The sequence below is a fragment of the Aequorivita marisscotiae genome, from assembly GCF_029814825.1.
Classification (GTDB): Bacteria; Bacteroidota; Bacteroidia; order Flavobacteriales; family Flavobacteriaceae; genus Aequorivita; species Aequorivita marisscotiae.
On the sequence record NZ_CP122379.1, the window covers coordinates 694,544 to 715,058 of the forward strand.

Sequence of the window (20,515 nt, forward strand, 5' to 3'; positions counted from 1 at the left end):
TAGTTTCTGTGAATATAATAAAATTTTAACTAACGGAATTTAAACCTGATATAGGTTATTTTTTTTCCTTTTTCAAGATATTGGTTTTCATAAAAGGTTTGAATAGCCGTTACAGCTTCGGGAGCGCCATCGCTTCCGTACACGTCGTGGTGAGCGTATTCTATTATTTCGTCCAATCCGTGCAATAATCCAAGTGTATAACCGTGCATAAATTCGCTATCGGTTTTTAGATGAACTACCCCATCTGGCTTTAAAATCTTTTTATACTTATTCAGAAAATCCTGATTTGTGAGGCGGTGTTTAGTGCGTTTAAACTTTATTTGGGGATCGGGGAATGTAATCCAAATTTCATCTACTTCGTTTTCGTCAAAAAGCTGATCTACGAGTTCTATTTGCGTTCTAAGAAAACCAACGTTTGTATAATTTTCTTCCAAGGCAGTTTTTGCTCCACGCCAAAAACGGGCGCCCTTAATATCTATTCCCAAAAAGTTTACGTTCGGGTTGGCTTTTGCCAAACTTACACTGTATTCTCCTTTGCCACAGCCAAGTTCTAGCACGAGTGGGTTTTCATTTTTAAAAAATCCTTTCCGCCAATTACCCTTTAACTTCAGCGAGTTGTTTTGCACTTCCTCCCGCGAAGGCTGTACTACATTTTTAAAAGTTTCATTCTCCTTAAAACGCCTTAGTTTATTTTTACTTCCCAAAATTTTTAAATTTTCGGTAAAATTAAGGAAATAAAATGCCGCTGCAATTATTGCTACCTTTGTTTTATGTCACAGCAGAAGACAATTTTGGTAGCGCCCTTAAATTGGGGTCTTGGGCACGCTACGCGCTGTATCCCAATTATTCGCGCGTTGCTTAAACAAAACTTTAAAGTTTTAATTGCTTCAGATGGAGCTGCATTATTATTGCTAGAAAAAGAATTTCCGTATTTAGAGGTTTTTGAGCTTCCTACCTACAATATTACATATCCCGAAAAGAAAATATTTTTTAAATGGAAAATGTTTTTAAAACTTCCACAATTACGGCGAACCATTATCGCAGAAAATAGGTTTATAAAAAAATTAATGTCGGAAAGGGAAATACACGGTATAATAAGCGACAACCGATTTGGCATAAGAAATAGCACCATTCCTTCAATTTTTATAACTCATCAACTTCGCGTTTTAACCGGAAGCACAACGTATTTTAGTAGCAGAATCCATCAAAAAATAATTAAGAAATTCAGCAGCTGTTGGGTGCCGGACGTACCTGATTTAATTATGAATCTCAGCGGAAAATTGGGCCATTTAAACAACGAGCCGTTTCCGGTAGAGTACATGGGTGTATTAAGCCGAATGAAAAAAAAGGAGCTGCCCAAAACCATAGATATTTTATTGTTGCTCTCCGGTCCCGAACCACAGCGCACTCAATTTGAAAAACTTTTAATAAACGCTTTTAAAGAAAGTGAAAAACGCATTCTAATGGTTCGCGGTATTGTAGAAAATGTTGAAAAATGGGATGACTTTGGAAACATTAAAGCAGTAAACTATTTGCAAACCGACGCATTGGAAGCTACGATAAACGAAAGTGAAATAATAGTTGCTAGATCTGGTTATACTACCATCATGGATTTAACAGTTCTTGAAAAAAAGGTTTTTTTTGTACCTACACCCGGACAATATGAGCAGGAGTATTTGGCAAAACGATTGCATTATTTGGGCATTGCGCCATCGTGTAAACAACAGGATTTTAAAATAGAATTACTAAATAAAATTTTGGTGTACAAAGGCTTAAAAAAACTAGCACATCCGCCAATTAATTATACCAAATTATTTTCCCCTTTCGAGAGTAAATGAAAATTCTGAACCCACACCAAACTGACTCTCGATATAAATTTTTTCATTATGAGCCTCCACGATATGTTTTACAATTGAAAGTCCGAGGCCACTTCCGCCCTCCTTTCTTGAGCCACTTTTATCTATTCTATAAAAACGTTCAAAAATACGCTGAATATTTTCTTTTAAAATTCCTTCACCATTATCGGTAACCCTTACTAGTACCTTACTTTTTAAAATATTCTCAATACTTATTTCGGTGGTTCCGTCCTGTTTTCCATATTTTAGAGAGTTTACAATAAGGTTTGTGAGCACCTGTTCTACTCGCTCCCTATCTGCATTTACTACTATCTGGCTTGGGTATTCTTTATCGAAAACAAGGGAAATGTTTTTCTTTTTAGCTTTCATTTCCAACAAATCAAAAACGTTTTGAACCAGGGTAATTATGTCAAAATTTTCTTTGTTCAGCACTAGGCCGCCTACTTCCAGTTTGGCAATCATATCTAATTCCTTCACAATATAGATGAGTCTTTCCACACCTTTATTAGCTCTTCGAAGGTATTCTTTGAGCACTTTTTTATCTTTCATTGCGCCGTCTAGCAAGGTTAAGATATAGCTTTGTACTGTGAATAACGGCGTTTTAAGTTCGTGCGAAACGTTTCCCATAAATTCTTTTCGATAATTTTCGCGAACGTTTAGGGTTTCAATTTCAAGTTTTTTTACGTTCACGTAATTCTCAACTTCGCGGGTAAGCACTTCCATATCTGTAGTTACGGAAGGTTTGGGGAAATCTTTCTCGTTTAAAATTCGAACGTCTTTGTATATTTTTTTTATTCGGTGAAAAATAAATTTCTCAACCCTATGTTGAAGTACGAAAAACGAAAACAGAAACAATATAACAAAAAATAAAAGTAGCCAGAGTGAAACCGTTTCTATTAAAAAATATAAAAACACACCCGTCGCCAAAGTAGAAAACAAGGCGATGAGCAGCGAAGTAGAAGCAGCAAAGTTATATTTTCGGGTATACTTCATCGGGAATTAAACAACAAATTTGTAACCAACACCTTTTACGGTTTTAAACCTATCGTCGCCAATTTTTTCGCGAAGCTTCCGAATGTGAACGTCGATAGTTCGCCCGCCAACGATAACATCATTGCCCCAAATTGTGTCTAAAATTACTTCGCGTTTAAACACTTTTCCTGGTTTAGAAGCCAGTAGCGCCAATAATTCAAATTCTTTTCGGGGTAAAATCAACTCCTTTTTACCGAGCATAATTTTATACTCTTCGCGATTAATTGTTAGATTTCCCAGTTTAATTTTCTCTTCTTCATCTTCTTTTTTAAACCTGCGCAACAGTGCTTTCACCTTGCTTACAAGTACTTTCGGTTTTATTGGTTTGGTTATATAATCGTCGGCACCAGCTTCAAAGCCTGCCATTTGCGAATAATCTTCGCCTCTCGCGGTTAAAAAAGTAATTACTGTTTCAGAAAGTTCAGGGATGCTTCTTATTTTTTCGCAGGCTTCCATACCGTCCATTTTCGGCATCATTACATCCATAATGATTAATTGGGGCTTTATTTGTTTTGCTCTATCTATTGCTTCCAATCCGTTTTCGGCAGTTTCAACCGTGTAACCTTCGGAAGTTAGATTGTATTTTACTATTTCAAGAATGTCTGGTTCATCGTCTACCAACAAAATTGTAATATCCTTTTTTTTCATTTTTTATAAATCTTTTTGCGAAGCAGTATTTCTCAATTTAACATTTCAAAGATACTATTATTTAATGTGAGCTAATGTTTAGCATACTTATTGTTAACCATAAGATAACCTTTTATTAATATGAAAAAAATTCTGATTGCGCGGTTGTAATTACAATAGCTTAACAGAGCCTTGCACCTCACTGCCAATTGGTTAGGTTAAAATAATGAATTATATTTGTATATAACCCTTAAACTTTTTCCGATGAAAAAAACTACAGCAGTTGTGGCTCTTTTATTGGCCTCCGTTTCTTTCGCTCAAGTTGCGGGAACCAGTTTTGAGGAGCCAGACACTTTTACTGGAAAATATACGGACACTGGCGATCCGAATATTGCACACGATTTAATAAACAACGCCAGCCAACCGCTTGTAGATTTTGCAAGTATGGGTGGAGAAATGGGCTTTGATGCAAGATACACACCGTACGACTCACCCGGCGTGGGACTATCCGATGGGGATGACGTAGGGGTAACCGATAAAAAACCGTCTTCCGAAGTTCCGTTTACAGCTGGTGAAAACGGCTATAGAATGAGCGATATAGACGGTAATTATATTTTGGAGTTTGATCAGGTAGATTTAACCGGCGTAACTACTCCCGCGATTTCGGTAGATTTTTTAATAGCAATCAATAGCAGCAATCCTGCCAATGGCAATTACGAAGGCGACGGCACAACAAACGAATCGGGCTCGGATCGATTGCGTATTTACGTAAAAGACATTACAAATAGCACCGAAATAGACCTTTTTAATTCCACGGGAACAGATCTTGACGATTTAGTACCGTTTAATACAACCACAGGCCAATACGAGTTATCATGGCAAAATGTATTTGGAGCAGTACCATCTAGTGTTGTTCAACTTGTAATTGAAGGAAGAAACAATGCCGGTGGAGAATCATTTTGGTTTGACAATGTTATGTATGTGAGCACAACAGGCGTACCTGAACAAAGCGCCAATCAATTTAATTTATTTCCAAATCCTGCAACCAAGGGAGTTGTAAACATTCGCTCGGCAACCCAAGGGATAAAAAATATTTCTATTTATGATGTACTCGGAAAACTTGTATTAAAAACAGCACTACGGGGCGAAATATTAGATATTTCAAAGCTTAACAGTGGTGTTTATATTTTTAAAATTGAACAAGGCAACCATTCGGCTACAAAAAAACTGGTTGTAAACTAAGGGGTAAATTATAATACAACTTTTAAAGCTTCGGTGTCGGCGGAAGCTTTTTTATTTGCCTATTTTTGAATAAAATTTTGGGCACATTAAATATGTTTGAAAAAGAAATTTTCAATATAAAATCTTCCGAAGAATTTGAGCAGCTTGCCCTAGAAGTTTTTCGATTTCAGTATGAAAATGTACCCGTATATCATAATTTCTGCGATCTGTTAAATACAAAAGTTCACGAAGTAGCAACCTTAAAGCAGATTCCCTTTCTGCCCATTCAATTTTTTAAGAGCCATAAAATAATAGCCAGAAACACTTCTGTAAACACCATTTTTACAAGTAGCGGCACTACCGGAAGTATAACGAGCCAACACTTTGTTTCAGACTTAAAAGTGTACGAAAAGAGCTTTCAAAAAGCGTTCGAGCTACAATACGGCAAGCCCGAAAATTATACAATTTTAGCCTTGCTGCCTTCCTATTTGGAACGCGAAGGATCTTCGCTAATTTATATGGTTGAAAACTTAATAGAAAAAACCAACAATACGCAGAGTGGCTTTTATTTATACGAAATGGAAGCATTGATAAACAAATTAGAAGTTTTAGAAAAAATCCATCAAAAAACCTTATTAATCGGGGTTTCGTATGCTTTGCTCGATTTAATTGAAAAGCAAAACTTTCAGCTTGAGCACACTATCGTTATGGAAACCGGCGGCATGAAAGGTCGCCGAAAGGAAATGATTAAAGAGGAATTACACGAAATTTTAAAAGAAGGTTTCGGCGTTTCTACAATTCACAGTGAATATGGAATGACCGAGTTGCTTTCGCAAGCGTATTCAACTGGTGAAGGTGTTTTTAACTGTCCTCCGTGGATGCAAATTTTAACGCGCGACACCGAGGATGCGTTTACCTATACTTCTGGAAAAACTGGAGGAATTAATGTTATTGATTTAGCAAACCTTTATTCCTGTGCTTTTATTGCAACTCAAGATTTAGGAAAAACGGCAGACGATGGCTCTTTTGAAATTATTGGGCGTTTTGACAGCAGTGATATTCGCGGATGCAATCTTATGGTTTTATAGGGAAAAGTTTAACACAAACGCTTGAATTTCAATGTAAGTAACTCGTAAATACTCCGACCAAACCAATGTGAAAAAGTGATGATTTTTCATAATTTGGTTGGTTAGTTAATTGAAAATCCCCGTGCAGGTTCTGCCGGGGATTTTTACTATAAATAGCCCAAAAAATTTTGAAAGCTGTTTAAAACGAATGTGCAGTCCAAGCTGCAATAAAATAGATTAAATAGCTTGCTTAGATTTACAAACAAATACTTTTAAAAATTATACGGCCCTAATAATAAAGTAATTTTTTTTGCCGCGCTGTAGCAATACAAACTGACCGTTTATTAAATCGTTTTCCGATACGGTAAAATTGTCTGTGACTTTTTCTTTATTTACCGAAATTGAATTTTCCTTTAAAGCTCGGCGGGCTTCCCCGTTAGATTTTAAAAACCCCGTATTTTCGGCGAGTGCCCCAATAATATCAATTCCTTTGGCTAAATCTTCTTTTGAAACATCTGCCTGTGGCACACCTTCAAAAACATCGAGAAAGGTTTTTGCATCCAAAGTTTTTAAATCTGCAGAGGTGGACTTTCCAAATAAAATTTCGGAAGCTTTAACGGCTTTTTCATATTCTTCGGCACTGTGTACCGTTGTAGTTACTTCTTGTGCCAAGCGCTTTTGTAGCAGGCGCAAATGCGGAGCCTCTTTATGTTCAACAATTAAATTTTCAATTGTTTCTTTATCTAAAAAAGTAAAAACCTTAATGTATTTTTCGGCATCCTCATCGCTCGTATTCAGCCAGTATTGGTAAAACTTATACGGCGACGTTTTATTTGCATCTAACCATACGTTGCCTCCCTCACTCTTTCCAAATTTGGTTCCATCACTTTTAGTAATTAACGGGCAGGTTAAGGCATACCCTTTGGTACTGTCCATTCGTCTTAAAAGTTCAGTCCCGGTGGTAATATTGCCCCATTGATCGCTGCCGCCCATTTGTAGGGTACAGTTTAGGTTTCGATTAAGGTGAACAAAATCGTATCCCTGAATTAGTTGATAGGTAAATTCGGTAAACGAAAGTCCATCTGCACTTTCGCCGCTCAATCTGGTTTTTACCGAATCTTTTGCCATCATATAATTAACGGTAATGTGTTTACCCACATTCCGAATAAAATCTAGGAACGAAAAATCTTTAATCCAGTCGTAATTATTAACAAGTACAGCTTGATTTTCTGCTCCCGAAGAAAAATCTAAAAATTGCGACAATTGATTTCTAACACCTTCTTGATTTCTTTTTAGCGTTTCTTCATCTAATAAATTTCGTTCGCTATTCTTCATTGATGGATCGCCAATCATTCCAGTGGCTCCACCAACCAAGGCAACTGGTCTATGGCCGCAGCGCTGATAAAACGACAAGAGCATAATAGGCACCAAATTACCAATGTGCAGGGAATCTGCCGTTGGGTCAAAGCCCACATAAGCAGACCGCATAGATTCCATAAGGTGTGTTTCGGTTTCGGGCATTACATCGTGTATCATGCCTCGCCATTGTAGTTCTTCTACGAAATTTTTCAGCTTCATTTTTATAAAAATTTTGTGCAAAGATAAGGTTCTCAATTTAGAAATATGACCTGAATTACGATGCTTCCTTACATATTTAAGAAATGTTTAAATACGGTATCTATTTTTAAGGCTTGCTTTTTAATTTCAATTTCGAAATAGATTTCAAAAAGAGTATTTTCGCATAATGATTTTAGTAACCGGTGGTACAGGCTTGGTGGGTTCGCACCTTTTGTATTTTCTATTAAAAGAAGATGCTCCTGTACGCGCTATATACAGAGAGAGTAGCGATATAAATGCCGTAAAAAAAGTATTTGGACTCTATACTTCGGAAGTAGATTTGCTTTTTAATAAAATTGAATGGGTAGCGGCAGATATAATAGATATACCCGCGCTTACCGAAGCATTTAAAAATGTTGCCACCGTTTATCACTGCGCCGCCACAATTAATTTTGAAGCTTCAAAGTATTCACTTTTAAAAAAGATTAATGAAGAAGGAACAACAAATATCGTAAATCTGTGCCTATCAAACTCTGTTAAAAAACTATGTTATGTTAGTTCTGTCGCAACTTTAGGCAGCAGTGTGACCAAACAAGCTGTAAATGAAGAAACGCTGTGGAATCCCGATGAAAAAAACAATGTATATGCCATTACAAAATACGCTGCCGAAATGCAAGTTTGGCGCGGAACCCAGGAAGGTCTCGATGCTATAATTGTAAATCCCGGAATTATTTTAGGTACATCGCCACAGGATGGTGGAAGCAGCCGTATTATTTCGCTGGCGAAACGAGGTATATCGTATTATCCTTCGGGAACTATGGGAATTGTTGACGTAAAAGATGTAGTACGCGCAATGATTGCCTTAATGAATTCTGAAATAAGCAATGAAAAATATGTGTTGGTAGGCGAAAATATATCGTACAAAGATTTACTTTCAAAATTAACACGATTATTTGGCAAAAAACCGCCCACTAAAAAATTATCCCGCCAATTAATGTATTTTTTAAGTACGATGGATTGGCTTGCAAGTAAATTGTTTAATACCAAGAGAAACTTAGCAAAACCGATGGTTCGCTCTATGTTTAAAGTTTCACGCTACGATGCTTCAAAAATTGAAAACGCCATTAATTTTCAATTTACCCATATAGACGACACGCTTAAGCGCGTAACAGATGAAAACAAATAGTTTTTAGATTAAACTATCTTTTAGGGGTTCGTCTTCTATTATTTTTTCAAACTTCTTTTTCCCGACACTATCGTTTAAATCTCTTTCCATTTCGCGAATACTGTCTAATTTATGCTGCATTTGCTTGAGTCGAGTTTCAACTTTTTGAAAAATTTCCATATAGCTATTTACATCCGCGGCGTAATAGGCATTGCTTTTGGCAAATTGTAGGCTATCCACCCCAAAATTGTTATAAATTATTGAATCTAGAATTACGCCCTTATCTATAATAGTTTGGTTGTTTACACTTCGCGCAGCATTGGCCAGATACGATTCGGTTAAGATATCTATCATTTTATCTTTAGAAATAAGGTTTTTTGGTTTTTTTGGTTGTTCCACATTTTGGCAACCAAAAAAGCTTAAAGCACATACAAAAATAAATAGCCAGTATTTCATTATCTATTAAAGGTTAATCTTTCAGCATTGCTTTTATTCGGAAATTTGAAGTTTTCATACACAACAACACCATTTACCAAAGTATGGGTTATACGCGATTTAAAGATAGTACCTTCAAACGGAGACCATCCGCATTTATAAAGTATATTCTCCTTTTTTACGTTCCAAGGCGAGTTTAGATCTACCAGAACTAAATCGGCTTTATAGCCTTCCCTTATAAATCCGCGTTCCTTTATTTGAAACAGAATGGCAGGGTTGTGCGCAAATTTCTCCACAATTTTCTCTATAGAAATTTTGCCTTTATGATACATTTCTAACAGGGCCACCAAGCCGTGTTGCACCAATGGTCCTCCAGATGGTGCGCTTAAATATTTATTATTTTTTTCTTCTATGGTATGTGGTGCATGGTCTGTTGCAATTACATCTATACGGTCGTCCAGCAACGCCTTAAGCAAACCATCTCTATCCTTTTGAGTTTTTACGGCGGGGTTCCACTTTATTTTTGTGCCTTTTAGTTTGTAATCTTCTTCAGAAAACCACAAGTGATGTATACAAACTTCGGCTGTAATTTTCTTTTCGGCCAATGGTTTTTTATTGCTAAAAAGATGTGTTTCTTTTTCAGTTGAAAGATGAAATACATGTAAGCGAGCCCCTGTTTTTTCGGCAAGTTTTATGGCTCTAGAAGAAGAAATATAACAAGCTTCCTCGCTGCGGATTTTTGGGTGAAGTGCAATTGGAATATCCTCTCCATACTCCTCTTTTGCTTTTTCTAAATTCTTTTTAATAGTGTCTTCGTCTTCGCAATGGGCAGAAATAAGCAACTTGGTTTTACTGAAGATTTCCTCCAGAATCTTAGGATCGTCCACAAGCATATTTCCCGTGGAGGAGCCTAGAAATAATTTTAGTCCAGCCACTTTCTGTGGGTCAACTTTTAAAATTTCGTCTATATTATCGTTCGTGCCTCCAAACATAAAAGAGTAATTGGCCCACGACGTTTTTGCCGCAATATCAAACTTATCTTCCAGCAAATTAATTGTTGTGGCTTGCGGGTTCGTGTTTGGCATTTCAATAAAGGAGGTAATACCACCGGCTACAGCTGCTTTAGACTCCGTTTCAATAGTAGCTTTATGTGTTAATCCTGGCTCGCGAAAATGTACTTGATCGTCTATCATTCCGGGCAGTAAATAACTTCCATCTGCGTCTATAACTTTAGTTTCGGCAGATTTCATACTTATGGTTTCAGAAATTTCTGCAATACGGCCGTCTTTAACGAGAACGTCTCCTTTTACAATTTTTCCTTCGTTTACTATGTTTGCGTTCTTAATTAAAACTGATTTCATCTGTAGCTTTTATACTTTAATTTACCCAATAAAACTTTTTTAAAAAAAATCCTACCCTGTATTATTTGTTTAATGAAATGATTTTTCATTAAATCGTTTACGGTTAAATACACTTTTAAATTTCATCCCTATCACCCCAAAGATAGCCTCCGAGATAATGCCTGAACTCATTTTGGACTCTCCCTTGGTTCGGTCAGTAAATATAACGGGGACTTCCTTAATTTTGAAATTGCTTATGTATGCTTTAAACTTCATTTCTATTTGGAAGGCATAGCCCACAAAACGTATATTGTCAAGGTTTATTTTCTCTAAAACACTTCGTCTATAGCAAATAAATCCGGCGGTGGCATCATAGATGTTCATTCGCATAACAAACTGCACATAGCGCGAGGCAAGCCACGAAAGCAGTACCCGGCTCATAGGCCAATTTACAACGTTTACGCCTTTTACGTACCGGGAGCCAATGGCAAGATCGTTTCCGTTTTTTTGACAGGCGTTAAACAACCGTATAAGATCGTTTGGGTTGTGGGAAAAATCGGCATCCATTTCAAAAATATAGTCGTAGTTATTTTTCAATGCCCACTTAAATCCAGCAATATAAGCTGCTCCCAATCCCTTTTTTTCAGCTCTATTCAGTAAAAAAAGTTTTTCAGGATACCTGCTAAAATAGTTTTCTACGAGTTTTGCAGTACCGTCCGGCGAGTTATCATCTACAACCAACACGTGAAACTCGCGCTGCAAGGAAAATATTGTGCGCAGCAACCGCTCTATATTTTCACTTTCATTGTAGGTTGGCACCACCACTACCGCCTTAGACATACTGCTATTTTTGCGCAAATGTACCCTTTTTTGAAGAAACAAATGTGAATGAAAATCTAATTCCGAGGCTAAAAAGGAATTATATTTTACTGTACCTTTACCAAAAAAATTGAACGCAGATTATAGCTATAGACTGATAGAAGCCATAGATTGGGCTACCTACTTGCTGCTGGGCTGCTTTGTATTTTACGCAGTTGCCAAATATTACTATCCAAGACGCTTTCACGAATTTTCGTTGTTGCCCTTAACAAACCAGTACTTTTTTGTACACGGTAAAAACGACGAATTAACCCATCCGTTTAACATGATATTATTTGCGACACAGATAGTATGTGTTTCACTTTTTATATTTCTGTTATTTAATACTTTTAATCCAGAATTGGTTAAAAATAACGACTGGCTGTTTATACAAATTTGCACCGCCTACACCACATTCATCTTGATTAAATTCGCCATTGAGAAAATTGTCGCGAATATTTTTTCAATAGATGATCTAATCAATAATTATTTATATCAAAAGTTGAGTTACCGGAATTTTTTGGGAATATTCTTTTTTGCTGGCAATCTATTCTTTTTATATATGTATCCGCCTACCCCAATGTCGCTCATTCTCTTTGGGGGTTTCGCCCTGTTGCTAAACGCTACTGCACTGCTTTACAGCTATAAGAAAAATGGAAAATTGATTTTCCGCAATTTCTTCTATTTTATTTTGTATCTTTGCGCACTTGAAATTTCACCTTATATCATCCTTTACAAGAGCATTGTTTAAGATTTTATATTTAAAAAAAATCAAGACTACCTATGAAAGTGAAAACTATTTTGGTTTCCCAGCCAGAGCCTAAGATTGAAAACTCCCCCTATTTTGAATTAATTGAAAAGCAAAAGGTGAAAATAGATTTCCGGCCCTTTATTCATGTGGAGGGTGTTTCGGGCAAAGACGTTAGAGCCCAAAAAGTAGATCTTGCCAAATATACAGCGGTTATTCTTACAAGTAGAAACTCTGTAGATCATTATTTCAGAATCGCCGAAGAGCTTCGCTTTAAGGTGCCTGATTCTATGAAATATTTTTGTTTAAGTGAAGCCGTTGCTTATTATCTTCAAAAATATGTAGTGTATAGAAAACGAAAAATTTATGTGGGAAAACGTACTTTTTCTGAACTTACGCCACTTATTAAGAAATATAAAAATGAAAAATTCTTACTTCCTTCTTCAGACAAATTGAAGCCGGAAGTTCCAGAAATACTCAACGATCTGAAAGTAGATTGGAAAGAAGCAACTTTTTACAAAACTGTTATTAGCGATCTTTCAGATTTACGCGATGTTTATTACGATATTCTGGTGTTTTTTAGCCCCAGCGGAATTCAATCGTTGTTCGAAAACTTCCCAGATTTTGAACAGAAGGATACACGCATTGCCGTATTTGGGAACACAACGGTAAAAGCAGCTGGCGAACAAGGCCTACGTGTAGATATACAGGCGCCAACACCAGAAACACCTTCTATGACCATGGCTTTAGAAAAGTACATTAAAGAGGTAAACAACAAAAAATAACTTTACCTACTTGCTAAATAAAAAAAGGCTCGCCATATTGGCAAGCCTTTGTTTTATAATTATCTCAGGAAATTATTCTGAAACTGGTGCTCCTGCTAGTATTTCGTCATTGGCGTACGATTCAAACTTGGCAAAGTTTTCCTTAAACGAGTTTGCCAATTCTTTGGCTTGAATATCGTAAGCTTTTTTATTCTTCCAAGTATCTTTTGGATTTAAAATTTCGGCTGGAACATTGGGGCAGGATTTTGGCATCATCAAGTTGAAAATTGGATGTTTTTCAAATTCTACATCCTTTAGTTTTCCATCTAGTGCAGCTGCAATCATAGCACGGGTATATTTAAGCTTCATACGGCTTCCTACGCCGTAGGGACCGCCGGTCCAACCTGTGTTTACCAACCAAACATTAACGCCAGAATCTTTCATCTTTTTGCTTAACATTTCGGCATATTCGGTAGGGTGAAGCAGCATAAACGGCGCTCCAAAACATGCCGAAAAGTTTGGTGTTGGTTCGTTAATTCCATCTTCGGTACCCGCCACTTTGGCTGTATAACCACTTATAAAATGATAGGCCGCTTGTCCCGGAGTTAGTTTTGAAATAGGAGGCAATACCCCAAATGCGTCTGCCGTTAAAAAGAAAATGTTCTTTGGGTTTTCACCAATAGACGGCACTTGAATATTATTAATGTGGTAAATAGGGTAGCTTACACGTGTATTTTGTGTAATTGAAGTATTGGAAAAATCCACCTCGCCCTTATCATCCATGATTACATTTTCAAGGAGGGCTCCAGGCTTTATTGCGTTAAAAATATCTGGTTCGTTCTCTTCAGAGAGGTTTATTACTTTTGCGTAACAACCACCTTCAAAGTTAAATATTTTGTTGTCTGCGGTCCAACCGTGTTCATCATCACCAATTAACTTTCGTTCCGGATCTGCAGATAGTGTGGTTTTTCCAGTTCCAGAAAGCCCAAAGAAAATAGCGGTTTCTCCATCATCACCCACATTTGCCGAGCAGTGCATTGGCATGGTGTTTTTATTTACTGGTAGTATAAAGTTAAGGGCAGAGAAAATTCCTTTTTTAATTTCGCCGGTGTAGCCTGTTCCACCAATTAAGGCAATTTTTCTAGTAAAATTTAGAATTGCAAAATTGTGTTGTCTGGTGCCATCAACTTCTGGGTCTGCCATAAATCCCGGAGCATTTACGATAAGCCATTCGGGATCAAAGGAAGCCAATTCATCTTCATTTGGACGCAAAAACATATTGTGGGCAAATAAATTGCACCAAGGTGTTTCATTAATTACACGTATATTTAATTTGTAGTCTTCATCAGCGCAGGCGTAACTGTCGCGCACATATACTTCCTTTTCAGAAAGATAATCGGTAACCCGATCATATAGTTTATCAAACATATCAGATGGAAAGGGAATATTTATATTTCCCCACCATACTCTCTCACGGGTAACATCGTCTTTCACAATAAACCTATCTTTAGGAGACCTTCCAGTAAATTCTCCCGTATTTACTGCCAGGGCGCCACTAGCGGCTTCAGTTCCCTGTCCTTTTTGTAATGTTTCGCTGTGAAGCTCTTGAGAAGAAAGTTGATATTTAACTTTTGCGTTTTTGATTCCGTATTTTTCAATCGAAATCGTTTTCGTAGCTTGGTTTTTATCGACCATACCTTTTTTAGATTTTGTAGAGTACAAAAGTAGCAAATCTTATAGAGATTGAAGAAAAATAAAAAAACAATTATTACTTCTTTAAGGAAAGCACCGAATAGCCCAAATAAATCCAACCTATTATAAACGTTAATCCGCCGAGAGGCGTAACAAAACCAATACTAGCCGAATTAAAAGGCAAAATTTCGTTTAATGCTAGCAAATAAATTGAACCTGAAAAAAACAGTATTCCTATTATAAAAAACCAGAATACCGTTTTTTTTATTTTTAATGGAATAGCAGGTGCCAATCCCAATGCCAAAATAGCCAAACAATGATACATTTGGTACCGTACGCCTGTTTCAAAAGTTACCAAGGCCGCGGGCGCTACCAAATTCTTTAAACCGTGCGCCCCAAAGGCTCCAATTGCAATGGTAGCAGCAGCAAGAAAAGTAGCCGTCACCACCATATTTTTATTGAAATCTGTCATTTTTAAATTTTGGAATTAGTAATTTCGTGCCATACAAAATCTACCCTCAAAGTTAACAAAAAAACTCCCCCGATGAGAAACATTTTAATTATAGGCGCCGGAAGATCTGCCGCAAGCTTAATACGTTATTTATTAGATAAAAGCGAAAAAGAAAACCTTTTTATTACCATAGGGGACATTTCCATACAGTCTGCGCAAAAGTTCACTGAAGGTCATAACAACGCACGCGGAATTTTGCTGGACGTATTTAACGAAGTGCAGCGCAAGGAAGCTGTTTTAAATAGCGATCTGGTAATTTCTATGCTGCCAGCGCGCTACCATATTGAGGTGGCCAAAGATTGTTTGGAATACGGAAAACACATGGTTACCGCTTCTTATGTAAGTAAGGAAATGCAGGCATTAAATCACAAAGCCGAAGCAAAAGGTTTGGTTTTTATGAATGAAATAGGTCTAGACCCTGGAGTAGATCATATGAGCGCCATGCAGGTTATAGACCGAATTCGTGCAAAAGGTGGCAAAATGCTTCTTTTTGAATCATTTTGCGGCGGTTTGATCGCTCCCGAAAGCGATAATAATTTGTGGAATTACAAATTTACATGGAATCCTAGAAACGTAGTATTAGCGGGCCAAGGCGGTGCCGCGGAATTTATTCAGGAAGGAAGGTATAAATACATACCGTACCACAGACTTTTCCGAAGAACCGAATTTATAAATATTGAAGGCTACGGAAAATTTGAAGTATTGGCAAATAGAAATTCGTTACAATACCAATCTGTTTACTGCCTCGACAATATTCTTACACTTTATCGCGGAACCATTAGAAGAGTTGGTTTTAGCAAGGCTTGGAATATGTTTGTGCAATTGGGAATGACCGACGATACATATATAATTCCGGATTCCAAAAACTTAACATATCGCGAATTTGTAAATTTATTTCTGGCGTATTCACCAACAGATACAGTTGAACTGAAACTTCGTTACGCGCTTAAAATAGACCAAGACGATTTAATGTGGGAAAAATTAGTGGAATTAGACATTTTCAATAAGGAAAAAACAATAGGTATTGAAAATGCAACCCCAGCCATGGCGCTTCAAAAAATATTGGAAGAAAAATGGACCTTGGCACCGGAAGATAAAGATATGATTGTAATGTATCACAAATTCGGTTACGAATTAGATGGTAAAAAACACCAAATTGACAGCCATATGGCTTTAATTGGCGAAGACCAAACCCATACGGCTATGGCAAAAACAGTTGGTTTGCCGGTTGCAATTGCTGCTGTAAAAATTTTAAATGGTGAAATAAATACACCCGGCGTTCAACGACCAATTGCAAAAGAAGTTTATGAACCAATTTTAAAAGAACTGGAGGAAAATGGCGTTATTTTCCGCGAAGAAGAAGTAAGATACCTAGGGTATAATCCAGATAACCTAAGTTAAATAATGCGCATTACACATTTACGATACCAAAAAAACCCGCGAAATTCGCGGGTTTTTTATTTCAATAAATTATTTAAAATCGTTTATTATCTTCTTCCCATGAAAATAGAGATAAAGTAAAGCAGGGTTGCTAAAGACCCAAGCGCCGCAACTACATACGTTCGCGCAGCCCATTTTAAGGCATCTTTTGCACCATCGTGTTCTTTTGGAGTAACCATATTATTGGTTTCTAACCAAACCAAGGCACGCTTACTCGCATCAAACTCCACCGGAAGGGTAATAAATGCAAATGCCGTAGTTACAGCGAAAAGTATAATACCAACGCCAAAAATCCAAGTGCCAAACGCCGATCCGGTTGCGAATAAAATAATACCCGCCATAATTACAAAATTAGACAGTTTACTGGAAACACTTACCGCCGGAACAATGGTTGATCGTAGCTTTAACCAACTATAAGCAGTAGCATGCTGCACCGCGTGGCCGCATTCATGGGCAGCAACGGCTGCCGCAGCTGCATTGCGCTGCATATAAACCGGCTCACTTAAGTTTACAGTTTTCTTGGCAGGGTCGTAATGATCTGTTAATTGACCGGGCACCGAAATTACCTGAACATCGGTTATACCGTTATCTGCCAACATTTTTTCAGCAATTTCCTTTCCGCTCATTCCATTCTGAAGATGGATTTTGCTGTATTCCTTAAATTTACTTTTTAGTTTATGGCTCACGTACCAACTCACCAAAAAAATAATTCCTGCAATTATATAGTATCCAAACATTTTTTTAGTTTTTAATTCTTACATCAAATTTAAGCAAAAAGCGTGCAAATTTTTAACCAACGATATTCACTATTATTCCGGGTACGATAATTACCTTTTTCGGTGTTCTTCCCTCTAAATACTGGGCTGTCTTCTCATGTGCCATTACGGCAGATTCAATTTCGTCTTTGCTTAAATCTAATGGAAGTTTCATCGTAAAACGCATTTTTCCGTTGAAAGATATTGGGTATTCCTTTGTACTTTCAACCAAATATTTCTGTTCAAACTTTGGAAATGGCGCCGTGGAAATACTTTCTGAATGCCCCAACTTTTGCCATAGCTCTTCCGCAATATGTGGCGCATAGGGCGAAATAAGAATAATAAAAGGTTCCAATACTTCGCGCGAATTACATTTTTGCGCAGTAAGCTCATTCACCGCAATCATAAACGACGAAACCGAAGTATTAAAGCTGAAGTCTTCAATATCTTCCTGTACTTTTTTGATGGTTTTATGAAGCGTTTTTAAGGCCTCCCTCTTGTCCCCCTCCGGCTCCCCCAAAGGGGGAGTGTCTGCGACGTAAAATGAATCATCTGGGCCCGTATGATACAATTTCCAAAGTTTTTTTAGGAAACCGTGCACGCCGGTAATTCCTGCGGTGTTCCACGGTTTTGCTTGTTCCAACGGGCCGAGGAACATTTCGTACATTCTTAGAGTATCGGCCCCGTATTGGTTGCAAATATCATCGGGATTTACCACGTTGTATTTGCTTTTGGACATTTTTTCTACTTCGCGGGAAACTTTAAAGTCCCCTCCCGTCCTCCCCAAAGGGGAGGAGTTTGGTTCGTAATTACTTCCATCTTCTAAAATAAAAATAGCGTCTTTATATTCTTCACGCCAGTTTTTAAAGGTTTCTATGTCTAATTCATTTGAATTGTTTACAAATGAAACATCTGAGTGTATTGGTTGCGTATTATAATCTTTGGCCAAAGTAGCAGAAACAAACTTATTTTCTCCTTCAATTCGGTGCACAAACGCACTCTCCCCCAAAATCATTCCTTGATTTATCAGCTTTTTAAAAGGTTCCTCTACGGGCACCAATCCGCGGTCGTGCATAAACTTTACCCAAAAACGGCTGTACAACAAATGGCCAGTTGCGTGCTCGCTTCCGCCTATGTATAAATCCACATTTTTCCAATAATTTAATGCTTCTTTTGAGGCGAAAACTTCGTTGCGCATTTCACTTTCCATATATCGGAAAAAGTACCAACTGCTGCCCGCCCAACCCGGCATGGTGTTCAATTCCAAAGGAAAAACGGTTTTGTAGTCAATCAACTGACAACTGACAACTGACAACTGTTTTTCATCCCACGCCCAGTCATCGGCGCGGCCCAACGGTGGCTCGCCTTCTTCGGTGGGCAAATATTTTTCAACATCGGGGAGGCGTAATGGCAAACATTTGGTTGGAATTGCATATGGCATTCCGTCTTTATAATAAATCGGGAAGGGCTCACCCCAATAGCGCTGGCGGCTAAAAACTGCATCGCGCAAACGGTAATTTATTTTTCCTTCTCCAATTCCTTTTTCTTCCAAAGCAGTAATTATTTTTTCCATTGCTTCGGAATAGTTTAACCCATTTAAAAAATCGCTGTTGGTGATGATTGTATTTTCTTTATCGGAATAGGCTTCCTCCGAAATATCGGCATCTTTAAAAATATTTGGAATAGGGATGTTGAAATGCTTGGCAAATTCATAATCGCGTTGATCGCCGCAGGGAACGCTCATAACAGCGCCCGTTCCGTAGCCCGCCAACACATAATCGCCAATCCAAATTGGGATTGGTTCTTTTGTAAACGGATGCTCTGCATACGCGCCGGTAAACACACCTGTTATGGTTTTTACATCGGCCATTCGTTCGCGTTCGCTGCGTTTTGCGGTGGCTTCAACATAGTTTTCTACGGCTTCTTTTTGTTCAGCGGTAGTGATTTTTGAAACTAATTCGTGCTCTGGCGCCAAAACCATAAAACTTACACCGAAGATTGTGTCGGGACGGGTTGTAAACACGGGAATTGTCCCCCTTGCCCCCAAAGGGGGGATTAAGGCCTCCTCTAAATCCTCTAGTTTGGGTATGATTTCTAAGGTTTCATTAATTTTTGAAATCACCTTTTCTAGATTGTGAAAGACTTCGTTATTGGTAAAATGTAAAATTTTAAAACCTTTTTTTTCTTTTAAAAGCAATTCCCGCTCTCCATCCTTTTCTAATTGATATTGATGAATTTCACCATCAACTTCAATTATTAATCTTTTAGAAAGACAAACAAAATCAACTATATAGTTGTCGATGGGATGTTGTTGACGAAATTTATATCCCGTTTTTTTTGTTTTTAATTCGTTCCATAAAAGTGCTTCAGCTTTCGTTGGATTTTTACGCATTTCTTTAGCTCGCGAAAGTAAAGTGCCAATTATTTTGGAATTGCCTGTTAAATACTCAGCACTACTTGCCCCCCCAACTTCGGAGGGGGTTAGGGGGAGGACTTTGAATTCTACGCTTGCTCCCTTCGAACGCCCAATCCAGTTGGTTTGGGAATCCTTCAATGGTTGCGGCCAATCTATATTCTCGAGTCCGTCAAGCAAACGCTGGGCGTAAGCGGTAATACGCATACTCCATTGTTTCATTTTTTTTCGAACAACAGGATAGCCACCGCGTTCGGAAACGCCGTTTACTATTTCGTCATTCGCCAAAACGGTACCGAGTTGCGGGCACCAGTTTACTTCCGTTTCGGCTAAATATGTTAATCTGTATTTTAGAAGAATTTCCTGTTTTTCGGTTTCTGAAAAATCGAGCCATTCCGAAGCCGTAAAATGTGCAATTCCATCATCACAAACCGCATTTATATGAATATTTCCTTCAGAAGAAAAAATACTTCGCAGCTCTTCTATTGAACGTGCCTTGTTTAAATCTGTATCGTACCAACTATCAAACAACTGCAGAAAAATCCACTGGGTCCATTTATAATATTCGGGATCGCTGGTGCGCACTTCGCGACTCCAGTCAAACGAAAACCCTATTTTATCGAGTTGTTTGCGATAACCATCAATTTTATTACCACTGTTATCTACGCCACCTTCAATATTCACTTTAGTGGTTTGTGCCGGATGTTGCCCCGTTTGTATGGCGTATTGCTCTGCTGGCAATCCAAAAGAATCATAGCCCATAGGGTGCAAAACATTAAAACCTTGGTGGCGTTTAAAACGCGCATACACATCGCTGGCAATATAGCCTAAAGGATGCCCAACATGCAGACCCGCACCGGAAGGATAGGGAAACATATCTAAAACGTAATAGGGCTCCCCCAGCCCTTCCGAAGGAGGGGATCCTGGATTTTTAGCCTTAAAGGTTTCGTTTTCGGCCCAATGTTTCTGCCACTTTGCCTCTATTTCGTTGAAGTGATATTTGCCCATCTTCTTTTATTCTTTTGAAAAATTAT

At 37.8% G+C, this 20,515-nt stretch carries 18 protein-coding genes; 7 read left to right on the forward strand and 11 right to left on the reverse strand.

Going from position 1 to position 20,515, the window contains the following annotated elements:
- Positions 1-29 precede the first annotated feature (29 nt).
- Positions 30-704 carry a tRNA (guanosine(46)-N7)-methyltransferase TrmB gene (trmB, locus tag QCQ61_RS03280; protein WP_279449288.1) on the reverse strand — a complete coding sequence of 225 codons (675 nt, stop codon included), beginning with the start codon at positions 702-704 and terminating at the stop codon, positions 30-32.
- A gap of 66 nt (positions 705-770) precedes the next feature.
- On the opposite strand from trmB, the gene QCQ61_RS03285 reads away from it, so the two are divergent.
- Complete coding sequence (locus QCQ61_RS03285; protein ID WP_279449289.1) at positions 771-1,838, forward strand: glycosyltransferase; 1,068 nt, start codon at positions 771-773, stop codon at positions 1,836-1,838.
- Here the strand turns inward: QCQ61_RS03285 and QCQ61_RS03290 are convergent.
- Positions 1,812-2,849, reverse strand: coding sequence for a sensor histidine kinase (locus tag QCQ61_RS03290; RefSeq protein ID WP_279449290.1), 1,038 nt, complete (start codon positions 2,847-2,849; stop codon positions 1,812-1,814). The two genes, QCQ61_RS03285 and QCQ61_RS03290, sit on opposite strands and share 27 nt — an antisense overlap.
- Before the next feature lie 6 nt (positions 2,850-2,855).
- Entirely contained in the window at positions 2,856-3,536 is a 681-nt protein-coding gene (locus QCQ61_RS03295; protein WP_279449291.1) for a response regulator transcription factor, read from the reverse strand.
- 243 nt (positions 3,537-3,779) lie between these two features.
- On the opposite strand from QCQ61_RS03295, the gene QCQ61_RS03300 reads away from it, so the two are divergent.
- Positions 3,780-4,757 (forward strand): T9SS type A sorting domain-containing protein, encoded by a 978-nt coding sequence (locus tag QCQ61_RS03300; protein ID WP_279449292.1) that lies wholly within the window; start codon positions 3,780-3,782, stop codon positions 4,755-4,757.
- Positions 4,758-4,849: 92 nt separating this feature from the next.
- Positions 4,850-5,824 (forward strand): LuxE/PaaK family acyltransferase, encoded by a 975-nt coding sequence (locus QCQ61_RS03305; protein ID WP_279449293.1) that lies wholly within the window; start codon positions 4,850-4,852, stop codon positions 5,822-5,824.
- Positions 5,825-6,082: 258 nt separating this feature from the next.
- Here the strand turns inward: QCQ61_RS03305 and tyrS are convergent, their stop codons facing one another.
- The gene (gene tyrS, locus QCQ61_RS03310; protein WP_279449294.1) at positions 6,083-7,381 is read right to left on the reverse strand and encodes a tyrosine--tRNA ligase; all 1,299 of its coding nucleotides are present in this window, start codon (positions 7,379-7,381) and stop codon (positions 6,083-6,085) included.
- A 166-nt stretch (positions 7,382-7,547) separates the two neighbouring features.
- Between tyrS and QCQ61_RS03315 the strand changes: the two genes are divergently transcribed.
- Positions 7,548-8,546, forward strand: a complete 999-nt coding sequence (locus QCQ61_RS03315) for an NAD-dependent epimerase/dehydratase family protein (protein WP_279449295.1) — start codon at positions 7,548-7,550, stop codon at positions 8,544-8,546.
- Positions 8,547-8,549: 3 nt separating this feature from the next.
- Here the strand turns inward: QCQ61_RS03315 and QCQ61_RS03320 are convergent, their stop codons facing one another.
- From QCQ61_RS03320 to QCQ61_RS03330, 3 genes are all read right to left on the reverse strand, one after another.
- Positions 8,550-8,924, reverse strand: coding sequence for a DUF4296 domain-containing protein (locus QCQ61_RS03320; RefSeq protein WP_279449296.1), 375 nt, complete (start codon positions 8,922-8,924; stop codon positions 8,550-8,552).
- A gap of 56 nt (positions 8,925-8,980) precedes the next feature.
- Entirely contained in the window at positions 8,981-10,321 is a 1,341-nt protein-coding gene (locus QCQ61_RS03325; RefSeq protein ID WP_279449297.1) for a dihydroorotase, read from the reverse strand.
- A 69-nt stretch (positions 10,322-10,390) separates the two neighbouring features.
- The gene (locus QCQ61_RS03330) at positions 10,391-11,140 is read right to left on the reverse strand and encodes a polyprenol monophosphomannose synthase (RefSeq protein WP_279449298.1); all 750 of its coding nucleotides are present in this window, start codon (positions 11,138-11,140) and stop codon (positions 10,391-10,393) included.
- A gap of 109 nt (positions 11,141-11,249) precedes the next feature.
- On the opposite strand from QCQ61_RS03330, the gene QCQ61_RS03335 reads away from it, so the two are divergent.
- Positions 11,250-11,909: a DUF4271 domain-containing protein gene (locus tag QCQ61_RS03335; RefSeq protein ID WP_279449299.1), complete on the forward strand. Its 660-nt coding sequence runs from the start codon at positions 11,250-11,252 to the stop codon at positions 11,907-11,909.
- Between the two features lie 32 nt (positions 11,910-11,941).
- Positions 11,942-12,691 (forward strand): uroporphyrinogen-III synthase, encoded by a 750-nt coding sequence (locus QCQ61_RS03340; protein WP_279449300.1) that lies wholly within the window; start codon positions 11,942-11,944, stop codon positions 12,689-12,691.
- 72 nt (positions 12,692-12,763) lie between these two features.
- On the opposite strand, the gene pckA is transcribed toward QCQ61_RS03340, so the two are convergent.
- Together pckA and QCQ61_RS03350 are read right to left on the reverse strand one after the other, a co-directional pair.
- A complete protein-coding gene (gene pckA / locus QCQ61_RS03345; RefSeq protein ID WP_279449301.1) occupies positions 12,764-14,365 on the reverse strand; it encodes a phosphoenolpyruvate carboxykinase (ATP) in 1,602 nt (533 codons plus the stop codon).
- Between the two features lie 73 nt (positions 14,366-14,438).
- On the reverse strand, positions 14,439-14,834 hold the full coding sequence (locus QCQ61_RS03350; RefSeq protein WP_279449302.1) for a DUF423 domain-containing protein: 396 nt from the start codon (positions 14,832-14,834) through the stop codon (positions 14,439-14,441).
- 72 nt (positions 14,835-14,906) lie between these two features.
- Here QCQ61_RS03350 and QCQ61_RS03355 point away from each other — a divergent pair, with 72 nt between their 5' ends.
- On the forward strand, positions 14,907-16,274 hold the full coding sequence (locus QCQ61_RS03355) for a saccharopine dehydrogenase family protein (RefSeq protein WP_279449303.1): 1,368 nt from the start codon (positions 14,907-14,909) through the stop codon (positions 16,272-16,274).
- A gap of 86 nt (positions 16,275-16,360) precedes the next feature.
- Here QCQ61_RS03355 and QCQ61_RS03360 read toward each other — a convergent pair whose 3' ends face one another.
- Both QCQ61_RS03360 and QCQ61_RS03365 read right to left on the reverse strand, forming a co-directional pair.
- Entirely contained in the window at positions 16,361-17,050 is a 690-nt protein-coding gene (locus QCQ61_RS03360; RefSeq protein ID WP_279449304.1) for a zinc metallopeptidase, read from the reverse strand.
- Between the two features lie 52 nt (positions 17,051-17,102).
- Positions 17,103-20,489, reverse strand: a complete 3,387-nt coding sequence (locus tag QCQ61_RS03365) for a leucine--tRNA ligase (RefSeq protein ID WP_279449305.1) — start codon at positions 20,487-20,489, stop codon at positions 17,103-17,105.
- Between the last annotated feature and the right edge of the window lie 26 nt (positions 20,490-20,515).

Coding starts and splice junctions, on each gene's coding strand:
- QCQ61_RS03300 (WP_279449292.1), top strand. CDS start 3,780: ATGAAAAAAACTACAGCAGTTGTGGCTCTTTTATTGGCCTCCGTTTCT.
- QCQ61_RS03290 (WP_279449290.1), bottom strand. CDS start 2,849: ATGAAGTATACCCGAAAATATAACTTTGCTGCTTCTACTTCGCTGCTC.
- pckA (WP_279449301.1), bottom strand. CDS start 14,365: ATGGTCGATAAAAACCAAGCTACGAAAACGATTTCGATTGAAAAATAC.
- QCQ61_RS03315 (WP_279449295.1), top strand. CDS start 7,548: ATGATTTTAGTAACCGGTGGTACAGGCTTGGTGGGTTCGCACCTTTTG.
- QCQ61_RS03325 (WP_279449297.1), bottom strand. CDS start 10,321: ATGAAATCAGTTTTAATTAAGAACGCAAACATAGTAAACGAAGGAAAA.
- QCQ61_RS03365 (WP_279449305.1), bottom strand. CDS start 20,489: ATGGGCAAATATCACTTCAACGAAATAGAGGCAAAGTGGCAGAAACAT.
- QCQ61_RS03305 (WP_279449293.1), top strand. CDS start 4,850: ATGTTTGAAAAAGAAATTTTCAATATAAAATCTTCCGAAGAATTTGAG.
- QCQ61_RS03295 (WP_279449291.1), bottom strand. CDS start 3,536: ATGAAAAAAAAGGATATTACAATTTTGTTGGTAGACGATGAACCAGAC.
- QCQ61_RS03355 (WP_279449303.1), top strand. CDS start 14,907: ATGAGAAACATTTTAATTATAGGCGCCGGAAGATCTGCCGCAAGCTTA.
- QCQ61_RS03340 (WP_279449300.1), top strand. CDS start 11,942: ATGAAAGTGAAAACTATTTTGGTTTCCCAGCCAGAGCCTAAGATTGAA.
- QCQ61_RS03360 (WP_279449304.1), bottom strand. CDS start 17,050: ATGTTTGGATACTATATAATTGCAGGAATTATTTTTTTGGTGAGTTGG.
- QCQ61_RS03330 (WP_279449298.1), bottom strand. CDS start 11,140: ATGTCTAAGGCGGTAGTGGTGGTGCCAACCTACAATGAAAGTGAAAAT.
- QCQ61_RS03350 (WP_279449302.1), bottom strand. CDS start 14,834: ATGACAGATTTCAATAAAAATATGGTGGTGACGGCTACTTTTCTTGCT.
- QCQ61_RS03285 (WP_279449289.1), top strand. CDS start 771: ATGTCACAGCAGAAGACAATTTTGGTAGCGCCCTTAAATTGGGGTCTT.
- tyrS (WP_279449294.1), bottom strand. CDS start 7,381: ATGAAGCTGAAAAATTTCGTAGAAGAACTACAATGGCGAGGCATGATA.